The following is a 12,917-nucleotide window of genomic DNA, read 5'->3' as shown; positions in this document are numbered from 1 at the left end:
ACAATTAAGAGAAAAATATTATTTTATTTTAAAAACAGATATATAACTTAATACTTGAAGAGCAAATATAAAGGTAAAAAATGAAATCCAGTTATAATTATCAACTAAATAAGATGCAACTGGTACAGATACCAAAATTAAAAGCATAGACAAAGATGTTAAAATAGAAAATTTAAATGATGACCTAGCACTATTAACAGCTTGCATTAAATAATTGGAAAAAGAATAAGTAACAAAGCTAGATGAAACAATATTGAGTGAGAACAAGACAAGTAAATAAACTTTATTAATTTCATTATAAAAACTTACATAGATAAAGAACAACAAGGTTAATGATTTCAGTAACAAAGAAAACAACATTATATAATTTGCTGGAAATTTACTACTCATCCGTCCCCAAGCATAACCACAAAATACAACAGCAAGTAGCGGTAAAATAGTATTAACCACACCAAAAAACTCAAGAGTTAGCTCAAACTTTTTAATAAAAAATATGATCACAAAAGAAGATAAGGTTAAATCAAAAAGCTTATAAAATGTTGAATAAAAAAACAATTTACTTATATCAGAAAGAACAGAAAACGAATCTTTTAAATTGTATAGACTAGTTTTCACAATAAAAAATAAAGAGATCGGTGGTAAAAACATTAAAAAATAGAATAAGTTTTCCCGACTAAATTTCCAAAAATCGCTTAACTTATTAACAGTAAAAACTATAAAAAAAATCAGAAAAATCAAAGAGGAAAATACAAATAAGTGGCTTAAACTTCCTTGGAAGATTTTATTAAAAATAAATAGAACTGCCCCACCTGCAAAAATAGAAGCAATTCTCCACCCAAAAATGTAATAAGACAATAAAGAGCTACGCTCTTCATCTGTAAAATTTTTAATTAAGTTTGCATCTGTCAAGATATCAAAACATGCTCCTAAGAATGCCAAATTGATTAACATTATAATAAAAACAATACTATATAAATCCGAAAAGAGGATTAATAAAAAGAAGCTAAAGCTGATTAAAATTATAAATATGGATATTAAAAATTTGATAGATGATTTATCAACTGAATCGGCAAAGCCACTCCATAAAAATTTAAAAGAATAAGGCAGTAAGGCAAATACCATCGTAGAGATAAAAGAAACTGGATAGCCCAAATGTGTGAAAGCTGCTTGAAGTGTAACTGTTAAAAAGCAATATATATAACCAGACAAAAACCCGAAAAATGCTAACTTTAAATTATTCATAAAATACAACCAGTTAATTACTCCATTTAACAAAGAGAACTATTTAAAAATAATTCTTTTTTAATTTTTTAAAAATATATTTATATCCACATTTATCAACTTATATTATTTTTTTAGTTTTTTTAAATTTTTATATTATATTTTTGTATTTCTTTAAACATTATAAATTAATTTTCTTCGGGTTTTACTTTTCTAAATATTTTAGAAAACAATTGATGATGAAACCAATCAACCTAGAGCTTTGGTAAAGTTTAGCGAAGATAAAAACGGTCTTCTCACTGTAAATATTGAAAAAATCCTTGTTACAAGTGAAGCCAATAAATGTACGATGTGTGAAGGTACTTATAAAAACAAATCTTTAATTGGTTTAACCATTGTCAAAAATTTAAAAAATGTTGGTCAAAATAAATATGACAAAGGGTCTATTCTTGACCCACAGTCAGACACAACCTATCGCTTTAGTGTAACTGTATCACCAGATGGCGAAAAACTTACTGCGCGTGGCTATATTGGTATTTCTGCAATTGGTCGAAACCAAACATGGTACCGAGTTAAATAATTCATAAAGTAGCTTTTGACCAACGCCCTGTAGCTACTCACCGATCATAAATACGGTCTATATGTGATGTAAAAATTATGTAGTAGACAGTGTTATGATCGGTATTTAGCCTGAATGATCAGTGTGATAATCACGAATAACGAAGGGATTGCAGCAATCACAAATAAATGGGTAATGACCAAAAATTGAGAGAGATACCCGCCAAATAACGGCCCAATAACCGAACCCAAACGGGCAATTCCAATACTCCAACCCACCCCTGTAGTACGAAGTGAAACTGGGTAATAACTGGCAGACAAAGCATTAATGGCAGGTTGTCCGCCAACAATGGCAAAGCCAGCAATAAAAATAATAATAAACAATAAAACGATATGACTAACAGCATACCCAATTAAAGCAACACTCATCACTGCGACAAAAAAAACAGGAATTAATACTTTATAAAATCCAGTCTTATCAATTTTAAGGCCCATCACAACACTACCAATCGTACCGCCTAATTGTAGGGTGGATCCGATCATTAATGCCTGATTCAATGAAAGTCCTGACTCTTTAGCCAAAGTCGGTAGCCAGTTCGACAGGAAATAAAGGCTGATCATATTTAAAATACTGATGATCCAGATGGAATAGGTAAAAAACGCACGCTTATTTTTAAACAACTCTAGCGGCGACTTTTTAACCTCAACTTCAGTGTTATTAATGATTTTTATTTCTGAATTAAACGTTAGTGCGGGATAAAACTTCTTTAACCAAAACAAAATTTTAGGGTTGTTTTTGTTGTCTTCACTCAAAAAATATAAAGACTCTGGCATTTTAAAGAATGTAATAAAGAAAATAATTAAAGGGATAATTCCGCCAAAATAGAAAATCGACTGCCAACCGCCCCAAGGAACCAATAAGGCTGATATACCGCCCCCTAGCATTGCCCCAACCGTATAACCACAAGATATAACCATCATGGTAAAAATACGAGATTTATATGGAACAATTTCGGAGCTATAAGCCATCACATTTGGCATGATACCGCCTAAAAAAACTCCTGTAACAAAGCGAATTACGGTCAATTGCTCGATATTGCCTACATGTGGTGTTAACAGCATTAATATCGAGAACATAAAGGTCGAGATGAGCAGTATAGGACGGCGGCCAAACCGATCAGAAAGTGAACTTAATAAAAATGATCCGACAAATAAACCAAATAAGCTTGCGCTAAACACAACGCCGAGCATGGTTTTTTGAACGCCCCAGTCTTCTATAATCATTGGAGCTGCGTAAGCCATGGACTGGATGTCATAACCATCCATAATCATTAGCAATAAACAAGTGACCAGAATAAATTTTTGATAACGCCCAACTTTCTGCTGATTGATCAAATCACTTAATGCAACTTCTTTCATGGTATTCCTTTCTCCATGACGCGCTTTAAATTAATTCCATTTTTACGATATACGTAATCGATTTACGATTAGCGTAAATAAAATAACACACCTCATCTCACGGCGTCTATGGTCTGCTCATCTGATAACAATCAAGCAAACCATATTCCCCTTTATTTAAATAACTCGTTTACTTCAAACAAATAGGTTTAAAAAAGCAGTCCATCGCTGCATCCCTGTTTTCCACACTATCTGTACTTAAAAACTCAAACATTAAGCCATCTATTAAGTTTAAAACCATGTCGGCATCGGGTTTTAACACACTCATTTCTAAGCTAAAAATCAGTTCAAAAATTTCACGGGTCAGCCATTTTCTATACTCAACTGCCATACGGTAAGCCTGCGGGTAAACCACTTTAATTTCAAAAAAAGCCTTAAGTAATAAGTGGTACAGGCTATTAGAATTAACATGTAAAACCACGATTTCTTTGAGCTTATCAATGGGTGTGCGGTAATGGCTTGAGTAAATAATGGCTAGTACTTCTTCTTTGAGTAAACTTTTCTGAAAGGCAATACACATTTCAATCAGCCCTTCTTTTGAGCGAAAATAGTTATATAGCGTCGCCTTGGGTACTTCGCACTGTTTGGCAATCAGGTCTACACCTGCGGTGTGAAATCCATAAGTGGTAAATAGACCAATAGCCGTTCGAATAATGTGTAATTTTTTGGAAGAGATTTCTAAATAATTTGGCATAGTTTTACCATTATAAATTCTTGTTGTTTCTAAACGAGATACTTTTTTGGGAGAAAAAAGGCATAGCAAAGCCGTAAAGACTGTGCTTGGCACATCTCAAGTTTTGTTGTTGCTAAGTTCTAAGTAAAAATGACTTACGGCCTGAAAACCTGAGGGCGTTCAAGCTGCTTTAATTTTTAAGCTGTGTCGTTATAGCTTTTGGCAGCCGCTGCCAAGAAATAATGGATGTGCAAAGCCAACTCCTTTTTATTGGGAGTTCTGCCAGACATTAAAATTATGGTGGCAGAACGAAAGGGGGTTCGCGGACTGGCCTTAAGATTCCAGCACACCCAAAGGTGTCCCCCTCCCGTTCCGCCGCAGAGGGGGCACGAGGGTGTACACACTAAAAGTATAAAACCTTTAATGCTCTTAAGGGGCGGTCCGCGACGACCGACTGGCAATGTGGCCAGCAGGCAAAGGATAGTGTCCTAGCTTCTTACAGTCAAGCACACAAAATGACATTTGCTTTTAAATAACGCATTAAAAAGTAAGGATAAATAATGAATAAGATATTGTTAAATTGGAGTTTATAAAGTGGTGAGATCAAGCCATAAAAAATCCCGCAGCCTATTGCGGGATTTTTTGTAGTGAGTTGAATTACATATGACCACGTCCGTGGCTATGCATATCAGACCCATGATCGCCATGGGCTTTATTATGATAGTAGCCCTTACCATGATGATTACCACGATAAGCATAAGCTTTACCATAATGACTGCCGTGATAACCATGATGTGAGCCGTGGTAAGCGTGACCTTTTGCAAAGGTTGGAGCAGAAAGCGCGATAACTAATGCGGCGAAAATATACTTAATGTACTTCATAATAAATTCCTTTTTATTGTAGTACTGGAATTTAAAGTAATACATAAATGTATAACTCGTATCAATAGATGATCTGTACTGGAGTGTAAAGTTTACTAAGCAAAAATAGGCTTACTTACTCGTTTTTAACTCAATAAAAAAACCGCGATTAAACGGTTTTTATAAATACACTCAACCATTACTTTTTCACAGTTTTGGTAAATGCTTCTGAATTAAAATAGTCGGTAATTTCTTCACCTTTATTTAAAACCTTTTCCTTTGGAACAGTTAAAAAATCTAGTTCTGATTCGAGGCTAATAAATTCAGGAATATATTTCTTAATTGGTGGTGGCGGTTTGGGCCCACCCTCCGTAATTTTTTCAACAATTCCAGCTAGCCATAAAATATATTCGTCTTCCATACTATGGTGTGGAATAAGACTAACATCTATTTTTACTTTACATTCACTTAAGGGTTTTGTTAAAGCTTCTTCGAAATCAATGTAGTTATACTTTAATTTGAATACACTCCCCGTGATCTCTTTACGTATAAAAATCATTAAATTATTAAGATTTTCAATAGTGTCATCTGAAAAAAGCTCAACTTCTTTAACTTTCCTATACACACTTTCTGCAATAGCTAAGTATTGTGGCATTAAGGTTTTTTCCTTATCTTTGAAGCGGTATTAGGTGTCTTTCAAAGTAAGTATGCTTCAAGTTATATTTCAACTTGTAATCTTATGTAACAATAAGTAACTATTGTTAATTATTTGTTAAAATTAAGCCAATAAATAACCATTTTTTGTTTTGCTTTAAGCTTTTTTTAATTTTGTAATATAAAAAAAGCTCATATAACATTGGATTGCGTGATTTTTATCATTAATAAAATAATATACCTTTATCTTCTATACTTTCTATTAATTAATTTTTCAACTACTTATGAAAATATGGCAACTGTTTAATAAAGTCATTTAAAGGCATCGGACAACCCCATAAATAGCCTTGAAATTCAGTACAGCCATTACTTTTAAAAGCGTTAAATTGTTCAATCGTTTCTATTCCTTCTACAAGCACACGAAGGTTTAAGTCTAAACCGATTTTAATAATACCTGTGACCAGTTTATTGCTACGCTTATCATCCAAAGCAGCTTGTACAAAACTTCGATCAATCTTGATTTGACTCATAGGCATTTTTTGTAAATAGCTTAAAGATGAGTACCCTGTACCAAAATCATCAAGTGAAAGCTGAATGCCATGTCTAGACAAGAAATTCATTTTTTCGATCATGCTTGCACAATTATTTAAGGCAATATTTTCAGTAATTTCTAAAATGAGCCGAGATGGATTTATGTCTGTACCGAAAGCTGCGAGTACGGAACCTACTGCAGTTGCACCTAGATTAAGGTGCTTACCGAACCATTCGATACCATTGACGAAATATTCACAGGCGAGATAAATCGCTGCGGCGGACACAAAGAATAAGATAAAAGTGAGGAGCATAGGAATAGTTCCAGCCGGGCGAATAAGAAACCATTGGCGCGTCAACACGCCTCGCCCGACTAGCAAAGCACGTTGCGGCCAAAGGTCTCGCCTAGCTCATACTGTATATACAGTGGCTGAACACGCCATGAGATACTCATCTCAAGTTTGTTGACGTGGTCTTCCTAGCTGGGTACTAGGAATGGCTACTCCCCAATGACAATGGGTGAAGTTTACCAGTGATTTAAACGTAACTCTACAGAGATAGTCAGACAAAACCAGAAGAGCTTATAAAAAGACATGAAAACGTTTAGCCAGTTTCTTTTGCAGAACAATCACAAGAACTGGGAACCCTGCTGCTGAAATTGCACATATCGCTAGTAACGTATTTACACTTTGTGGCGTCATACCCTGATCAGGCAATAAAAAAGCAGATAAGAAAAATGCAACGGTTGTCATTAAATACATGATGGATGTCTGTAATGAAGAAAATCCAGCTCGTTGTTGGTTGTTAGGAAACTGAATCGTAAGCACTGAACATGACACCAAACGGCTGTAAGATGCACCGAGAAATAAACCAATAAATAACGCTGCATGCTGATAGCCTAGTATTGGTATTAGCAAACTCAGTATAAAAACAATGGTTGAACCTGTACCCAGCACTAAAACAGAAAAACGAGAGGTTAACGCCCCTGTAATTTTTGTAGATAGGTAACCTATAACACCTCCACTGAAGAAGAGCCAAGGCAATAGATTTTGTGAAGCACCCAACTGCTGAATCATTAAGGGTGCCAAAATAGGAATGACGAGCATAGGACTAAACTGTACGAGTGCATTAGCAGAGGCGAACAATAATGTGTTCATATCCAGAGGCAGCGCACGAAGCATATCTAAATAGACTTGGTCTTTGGGTATAATGGATACAATTAATGGCAATGCCAACACACACAATGCACTTATGAGCCACAAAGCCACATGCCAACCATAGTGAGTGCATAGAAATAATATGGTAGGCATTCCGACAATATTTACTATTGAAAATGATGCAATCACCGTCGCTAACATTTTTCCTCGTAAATTAGGCGGAGCGTTGTTTATTAATATACTTATACCCACACCCATTGTAGTGCCGCCGACCAACCCTGCACAAAATCGAAGTGCAAGTAGCAGACTAAAACTGGATGTGCAGGTAGTCCAAAGTGTGAGTAGACCTAGTAGCGCCATATTGATAGTTAAAAACCGCTTTTTATTGAAATGATCAATCCAGTAAAAAGCAATAATTCCCGAAAGAACGGCGCCAAGCGTATACATCCCTGAAACATAACCTGAGAATGATACTGGCACTGCGAAATCTGTCGCCATAAAAACAAAAATAGGATTGAACACCATATATTTCAGTGCATTCGTGAACTGAACGAAAGCAATTACAGTGGCTATCCGCATGAGGACTTTATAATTAAACGTCTGTGTGGCTAGGGACATCGCAGTAACCTATAGATAAAAGATGTCCGAGTTTAACTGCTATCAATAGTATTGATTATATGGTAGAAATGGCTTTTATTATTATCAAATATGGGACAATTGATGCGTCCGGCTCTGGATTTTAATACCCTGAAAGTATTCATTGCTGTGGTTGAAAAAGAAAGTTTTGTGGGTGCATCGAAACTGCTTGAAATGCCAACATCAAACGTGAGTCGCTGCATTTCTCAGTTAGAAGAAAAACTCGATCTTCAGCTCATTGAGCGTAGTACTCGACATATGAAACTCACTCAGGCAGGGCAACTACTCTATACCAGAGCAAAGCCATTACTCGAAGCGCTTGAGCAAACGGAGACAGAATTAACGTTGCGTCAAATGCAGCTTAAAGGTCCATTACGAATTTGTATTCCAAATGAAATAGGCCCTGCACTGCTAGGTTCTGTGATTGCAGAATTCGCCTGTCAGTATCCAGACTTAGAAATCAGCTGTGTCACAAATTTGTCGGGTTTTGAATCTCTACGAGATGATCTGGATTTAGCGATTATCATTAGCCGCGGTCAGATGGATAACAGTGACTACATCGCTCGTCATCTGGTGACTATCCCATGCACGATTGTTGCAGCCCCTTCTCTCATTCAGCGTTATGGCACCCCTACTCGTATCGAGCAATTTGAAGAGTTACCCTGTATTACAACAGTCAGTGCACTCAAAGGTGCTCCTTGGCAATTTGTCAATAAAAAGGGGGAATTCGAGGCCATTAAGGTTAAAGGACATTATCGAGTAAACAGCGGAGAGATGGCAGGACAAGCTGCTGTAGCAGGTATCGGTTTTGCAATTCTATCAAAACAAACTTGCCAACCCTACATTAGCGACGGACGGCTAGTCGAGATTGAATTTGAACAAAAGGCAGCCCCTTTGCAGTTATTCGCACTGTATTCAAATCGTCGTTACTTACCCGCTAAAACAAGAGCGCTCATTGACTTCATACATCAAAAATTGAGTCATATTTCTTTATAAAATTGGGCTTTCCACAAACAAGTCCAAACCAATATATTTCACTATATGGCTTTGAGTTTGTTTATCTAATACTGTTATACCAAAGTTATTAAAAATCATAACTTCATTACGCTTATGGTCAGCGTAATGAAGTATAAATGAGATTAATTTTGGTGATTAAAACCAAGCTTCCTGCATATTTAATGGCGTAGTTTCAATTGGATCAAGAACAGCGAGCCAACTGTAAATTTTAGGCATTTCCCAACCAAAAAAATAATCACAGGCAGCTAACTTGCCATTTAAAAAATCTGTTGCTGATGAAGTGGCTAGATTTTCATGAAGGGTTATTGCCTGATCTAGCCATAACCAACCAACCACTAAATGTCCAAATGCTTCTAAATAATTGGCAGCGTTTGCCAATTGCATATCCATATCCTTAATAGCATGTAATGCTGCCGTTACCTCCTGAACCCGTTGCCATGTCTGAGCAAGAGTATTGGCATGGCGCTGTAATGCTGCTATTGACTGAGCTTGAGCAATTGTTCCTGTGATTTTTTCATTCAAAACGTGCATCGCCAGACCATCATTGATCCGTGTTTTGCGTCCGAGTAAATCCATCGCCTGAATGCCAAATGTACCTTCATGAATTGGATTGAGTCGGTTGTCCCGATAGAACTGCTCTACATTGTATTCACGGGTATAGCCATATCCCCCATGTACTTGAATGGCTAAATCATTGGCCACGAGTCCCCATTCTGATGACCAGCTTTTTACCACAGGGGTAAGTAAATCGAGGAGTAGTTGTGCCTTTTTCTGTTGCTCGCTATCTTCAAGAGAGTGAATATCATCTGTTAATTTTGCAGCATACAAACAAAGTGCAAGTGCTCCAGAGGCATATGATTTTTGTGCCAAAAGCATACGGCGCACATCTGCATGTTGGATAATTGGAATTTGTGGAGAACTCGGATCACGTTCACTACGAGAGCGGCCTTGTAAACGGTTTTTTGCATAGTCCAGTGCATGCAAATAACCTGTATATCCCAAGGCGGCTGCGCCCAGACCAACTGAAATTCGGGCCTCATTCATCATATGGAACATATAAGAAAGCCCTTTGCCAGCTTCGCCCACCAGCTCACCAATAGCGCCTGGTTCTCCTTCTGGTGTATAACGACCTTCACCAAAATTTAATACACAGTTGACGGTGCCACGGTAGCCCATTTTATGGTTGATTCCGGCCAAAGCGACATCATTGCGCTCACCTATATTTCCCTGCTCATCAACTAATTTTCGAGGTACGGTAAATAGCGAAATGCCTTGAACGCCAGCAGGTAACTTCCCTTGTTCATCTGGAATTTTGGCTAGAACCAAATGCACAATATTGCCTGAAATATCGTGCTCACCACCTGAAATCCACATTTTATTGCCAAATAAACGATAACGTCCGTCGGCTGTTGGCACTGCACGTGTCCGAATATCTCCCAAACTAGATCCGGCCTGTGGTTCAGATAAGCACATCGTACCAAAGCAGTCACCTGCAATCATGGCATCAATATATGGCTTTACTTTTTTAGGGTCTCCATGGGCCATCAATAAATTTGCATTACCAATCGTTAAAAAAGCGTAGCCTGTCGTACCCGGATTTGCACCCATCAGGTAAGCCATACCTGCTCGTTCAATGGTATTGGGTAAACTCATTCCGTTCCATTCAGTAGAAAAAGCTGTGCTCATCAAACCTGCATCTGCAAAGGCTTTTAAGGCGACACTTACCTCTGGATTAACAGTTACACGCTCACCATCAAAGCTAGGTTCATGGCTATCATTTTTTTATTGTGGGGCGCAAAAAGATCAGTTGCCAAGTCTTCATATACATTCAATACTGCCGCATAATCACTACGCTCTTGCCCTGCAAAACGAGGACGCTGATTGAGTACTTCAATGTTAAGCCAATCAAACAGTAAGAAATCGACATCCTGTCGAGAAAGAATCATTTCATTATTCACACGGTTCTCCCAATTAAAAATTCATCAGCGTTAACCATTCGGCAACGAGCGCTGGTTTGGGGTGGTTTTCAATTTCAACTGTCACACCTAAGGTCAGCTGATAGCTTCCCGCTCTTTTTTCTATGATTTGTTTTAAGGTAAATCTTCCCCGTACACGATGTCCGCTCGGCACAGGACTTAGAAAGCGTAAATTATTCATGCCATAGTTTACCGATGAGGTTTGTCCCTCTACAGAGGGCAATACTTCGGCCGCCATAGCCGATAGTAAAGATAAAGTCAAAAAACCATGAGCAATCGTGCCACCAAATGGAGTTTGTTTAGCTTTTTCGGTATCAATATGGATGAATTGCCAATCTCGCGTAACATCCGCAAAAGCATTAATCATGGCTTGGTCAATGGTCAACCAATCAGAGACACCTAGTTCTTTATCTTGCAAGTCAAACAGTTGCTCAATCGTCACTATACTCATGTTAGTCCCCGCTTAAACCCGCTTTTTGCAACTCTAAATTGCCTTGCGCTGCGCCCATCGTAGGAACGATTTCATTGGTACGATCAGTAAGCTCACTTAAATGCTGTACCAAGTTATGCACTACCTCATCGCCAGTTCCTAAATGAATGCCTTGGGTCAAGGTAATATGTGCAGCTTCAAAACTTCCGGCCCCTGCACAAATAATCATTTTATTAGGGGCTTCTTCGCTGACTAATACAGCAATCGCTGGACTAACTGCACTTGGTGCAAGTGCTTTGAGTGAGGTTTCTGGTAACAAGCCTTCCAACATTCGGGTTGCTGCTGTTGGGGCAATACAATTGACTCGAATGTTATATTTTTCGCCTTCTAAGCCTAATGTTTGCATTAAACCTACTAAAGCCATTTTTGCAGCACTATAGTTAGACTGACCAAAGTTTCCGTATAAACCCGAGGATGACGTGGTCATGACAATACGACCATATTTCTGCTCGCGCATGATTTCCCAAACTGCTTTAGTGCAGTTCACGGCACCCATCAAATGCACATCGATCACTAGCCGAAAATCTTCTAATGTCATTTTGCTAAAGGTTTTATCACGCAAAATGCCCGCATTATTGACTAAAATATCAATGCGTCCCCAACGAGCCATAGTGTCATCGACCATACGCTGGACTTGCTCCGCATCGGTGACGGAAGCACCATTGGCGATCGCCTCACCACCGGCTGCAATGATTTCATCAACCACTTTCTGTGCAGCTGAAGTTGATCCGCCATTGCCATGTACATCACTGCCTAAATCATTGACTACAACTTTTGCGCCTAAACGAGCCAGTAATAGCGCATGCTCACGTCCTAAGCCTGCACCGGCACCTGTAACAATTGCAACACGGTTGGTTAAATTGATTGTCATAGTTTTTTCCTAAATAGATTTATTAATATTTTGTTCTTAATAAGTATTTAATAAGCCGTAACACCACCATCAATTGCAATGGCCTGACCTGTGAGATATGAATTTTCTCTAGCACACATCATCAGCATCATTGCAACAACTTCACTCGGATGGGCAAGACGCTTCATCGGAGAAGCCTGTGCCAGAAAGTCTTGTTTCGCGTTCAGTTCACTGTCGAGCACCATCGGTGTAGTGGTATAAAATGGACAAATTGCATTAACCCGAATCCCTTTATTTGCATATTCCACTGCTGCTGTTTTGGTTAAACCCACCACTGCATGTTTTGCTGCCGAATAAGCTGCCAGTTTTGGAGCTGCTCCTAAACCTGCAATAGAAGCAACATTTAGAATAACGCCACCACCTTGTTGTAGCATTTGTCGAATTTGATGCTTCATTCCAAAAAATACGCCTTTGGCATTTACAGCAAAACTCAAGTCCAGATCTGCCTCATTGGTATCAATAAAGCTTTTCATTGGCGGACTCATACCCGCATTATTTATACTGACATCAATTCTACCGAAATGATCCACCGCACTTTGTACCAATGCCTGTACTTCTGCTTCAAGACTAACATCACAAGCCTGCGCAACTACTTGTATACCCGCTTGTTGTAATGGTTCAACCACTGCATTCAGCCCTGCGATATTGCGGTCTCCCAAGACTAATTTTGCTCCATGTTCTGCCAATTGCTGGGCCAGCAGTGCACCAAATCCACTCGCCGCACCTGTGATTGAGACCACTTGATCTGAATACTGATCGTACATTGCTACCCGTC

At 38.2% G+C, this 12,917-nt stretch carries 10 protein-coding genes, 3 pseudogenes and 1 riboswitch; of the genes and pseudogenes, 2 read left to right on the top strand and 11 right to left on the bottom strand.

Going from position 1 to position 12,917, the window contains the following annotated elements; genetic code table 11:
- Positions 1 to 18: 18 nt before the first annotated feature.
- Positions 19 to 1,242, bottom strand: a complete 1,224-nt coding sequence (locus HMPREF0014_RS09345; protein WP_004887923.1) for an MFS transporter — start codon at positions 1,240 to 1,242, stop codon at positions 19 to 21.
- A gap of 205 nt (positions 1,243 to 1,447) precedes the next feature.
- On the opposite strand from HMPREF0014_RS09345, the pseudogene HMPREF0014_RS09340 reads away from it, so the two are divergent.
- Positions 1,448 to 1,801 (top strand): annotated as a pseudogene (locus HMPREF0014_RS09340) (DUF2147 domain-containing protein); the annotation flags it as partial.
- A gap of 92 nt (positions 1,802 to 1,893) precedes the next feature.
- Here HMPREF0014_RS09340 and HMPREF0014_RS09335 read toward each other — a convergent pair.
- From HMPREF0014_RS09335 to HMPREF0014_RS09310, 6 genes and pseudogenes are all read right to left on the bottom strand, one after another.
- Entirely contained in the window at positions 1,894 to 3,198 is a 1,305-nt protein-coding gene (locus HMPREF0014_RS09335; RefSeq protein ID WP_004887926.1) for an MFS transporter, read from the bottom strand.
- 169 nt (positions 3,199 to 3,367) lie between these two features.
- Positions 3,368 to 3,931, bottom strand: a complete 564-nt coding sequence (locus tag HMPREF0014_RS09330; protein WP_004887930.1) for a TetR/AcrR family transcriptional regulator — start codon at positions 3,929 to 3,931, stop codon at positions 3,368 to 3,370.
- Positions 3,932 to 4,567: 636 nt separating this feature from the next.
- On the bottom strand, positions 4,568 to 4,792 hold the full coding sequence (locus tag HMPREF0014_RS09325) for a hypothetical protein (RefSeq protein WP_004887932.1): 225 nt from the start codon (positions 4,790 to 4,792) through the stop codon (positions 4,568 to 4,570).
- Positions 4,793 to 4,970: 178 nt separating this feature from the next.
- Complete coding sequence (locus HMPREF0014_RS09320) at positions 4,971 to 5,426, bottom strand: hypothetical protein (RefSeq protein WP_004887933.1); 456 nt, start codon at positions 5,424 to 5,426, stop codon at positions 4,971 to 4,973.
- Between the two features lie 277 nt (positions 5,427 to 5,703).
- Positions 5,704 to 6,123, bottom strand: a pseudogene (locus tag HMPREF0014_RS09315) (EAL domain-containing protein); the annotation flags it as partial.
- 157 nt (positions 6,124 to 6,280) lie between these two features.
- Positions 6,281 to 6,476: riboswitch (yybP-ykoY riboswitch) on the bottom strand.
- A 61-nt stretch (positions 6,477 to 6,537) separates the two neighbouring features.
- Entirely contained in the window at positions 6,538 to 7,731 is a 1,194-nt protein-coding gene (locus HMPREF0014_RS09310; protein WP_004887936.1) for an MFS transporter, read from the bottom strand.
- Positions 7,732 to 7,833: 102 nt separating this feature from the next.
- Between HMPREF0014_RS09310 and HMPREF0014_RS09305 the strand changes: the two genes are divergently transcribed.
- A complete protein-coding gene (locus HMPREF0014_RS09305) occupies positions 7,834 to 8,745 on the top strand; it encodes a LysR family transcriptional regulator (protein ID WP_004887938.1) in 912 nt (303 codons plus the stop codon).
- A gap of 156 nt (positions 8,746 to 8,901) precedes the next feature.
- Here HMPREF0014_RS09305 and HMPREF0014_RS09300 read toward each other — a convergent pair.
- The 4 genes and pseudogenes from HMPREF0014_RS09300 to HMPREF0014_RS09285 form a co-directional block, all read right to left on the bottom strand.
- Positions 8,902 to 10,724: pseudogene (locus HMPREF0014_RS09300) on the bottom strand (acyl-CoA dehydrogenase).
- Between the two features lie 13 nt (positions 10,725 to 10,737).
- Positions 10,738 to 11,193 (bottom strand): MaoC family dehydratase, encoded by a 456-nt coding sequence (locus HMPREF0014_RS09295; RefSeq protein WP_004709686.1) that lies wholly within the window; start codon positions 11,191 to 11,193, stop codon positions 10,738 to 10,740.
- A gap of 1 nt (position 11,194) precedes the next feature.
- A complete protein-coding gene (locus tag HMPREF0014_RS09290; protein ID WP_004887943.1) occupies positions 11,195 to 12,103 on the bottom strand; it encodes an SDR family NAD(P)-dependent oxidoreductase in 909 nt (302 codons plus the stop codon).
- A 47-nt stretch (positions 12,104 to 12,150) separates the two neighbouring features.
- Positions 12,151 to 12,906 (bottom strand): glucose 1-dehydrogenase, encoded by a 756-nt coding sequence (locus tag HMPREF0014_RS09285; RefSeq protein WP_004887945.1) that lies wholly within the window; start codon positions 12,904 to 12,906, stop codon positions 12,151 to 12,153.
- Positions 12,907 to 12,917: the final 11 nt, after the last annotated feature.

The organism is Acinetobacter sp. RUH 2624, from assembly GCF_000162375.2.
Classification (GTDB): domain Bacteria; phylum Pseudomonadota; class Gammaproteobacteria; order Pseudomonadales; family Moraxellaceae; genus Acinetobacter; species Acinetobacter nosocomialis.
Note: the sequence above shows the minus strand (reverse complement) of the source record. Positions and strands in the feature narration are given on the sequence as shown.

Excerpts from the sequence above, each read along its gene's own strand:
- HMPREF0014_RS09305 (WP_004887938.1), top strand. The coding sequence starts at position 7,834 with ATGCGTCCGGCTCTGGATTTTAATACCCTGAAAGTATTCATTGCTGTG.
- HMPREF0014_RS09295 (WP_004709686.1), bottom strand. The coding sequence starts at position 11,193 with ATGAGTATAGTGACGATTGAGCAACTGTTTGACTTGCAAGATAAAGAA.
- HMPREF0014_RS09330 (WP_004887930.1), bottom strand. The coding sequence starts at position 3,931 with ATGCCAAATTATTTAGAAATCTCTTCCAAAAAATTACACATTATTCGA.
- HMPREF0014_RS09285 (WP_004887945.1), bottom strand. The coding sequence starts at position 12,906 with ATGTACGATCAGTATTCAGATCAAGTGGTCTCAATCACAGGTGCGGCG.
- HMPREF0014_RS09345 (WP_004887923.1), bottom strand. The coding sequence starts at position 1,242 with ATGAATAATTTAAAGTTAGCATTTTTCGGGTTTTTGTCTGGTTATATA.
- HMPREF0014_RS09325 (WP_004887932.1), bottom strand. The coding sequence starts at position 4,792 with ATGAAGTACATTAAGTATATTTTCGCCGCATTAGTTATCGCGCTTTCT.
- HMPREF0014_RS09335 (WP_004887926.1), bottom strand. The coding sequence starts at position 3,198 with ATGAAAGAAGTTGCATTAAGTGATTTGATCAATCAGCAGAAAGTTGGG.
- HMPREF0014_RS09310 (WP_004887936.1), bottom strand. The coding sequence starts at position 7,731 with ATGTCCCTAGCCACACAGACGTTTAATTATAAAGTCCTCATGCGGATA.
- HMPREF0014_RS09290 (WP_004887943.1), bottom strand. The coding sequence starts at position 12,103 with ATGACAATCAATTTAACCAACCGTGTTGCAATTGTTACAGGTGCCGGT.
- HMPREF0014_RS09320 (WP_004887933.1), bottom strand. The coding sequence starts at position 5,426 with ATGCCACAATACTTAGCTATTGCAGAAAGTGTGTATAGGAAAGTTAAA.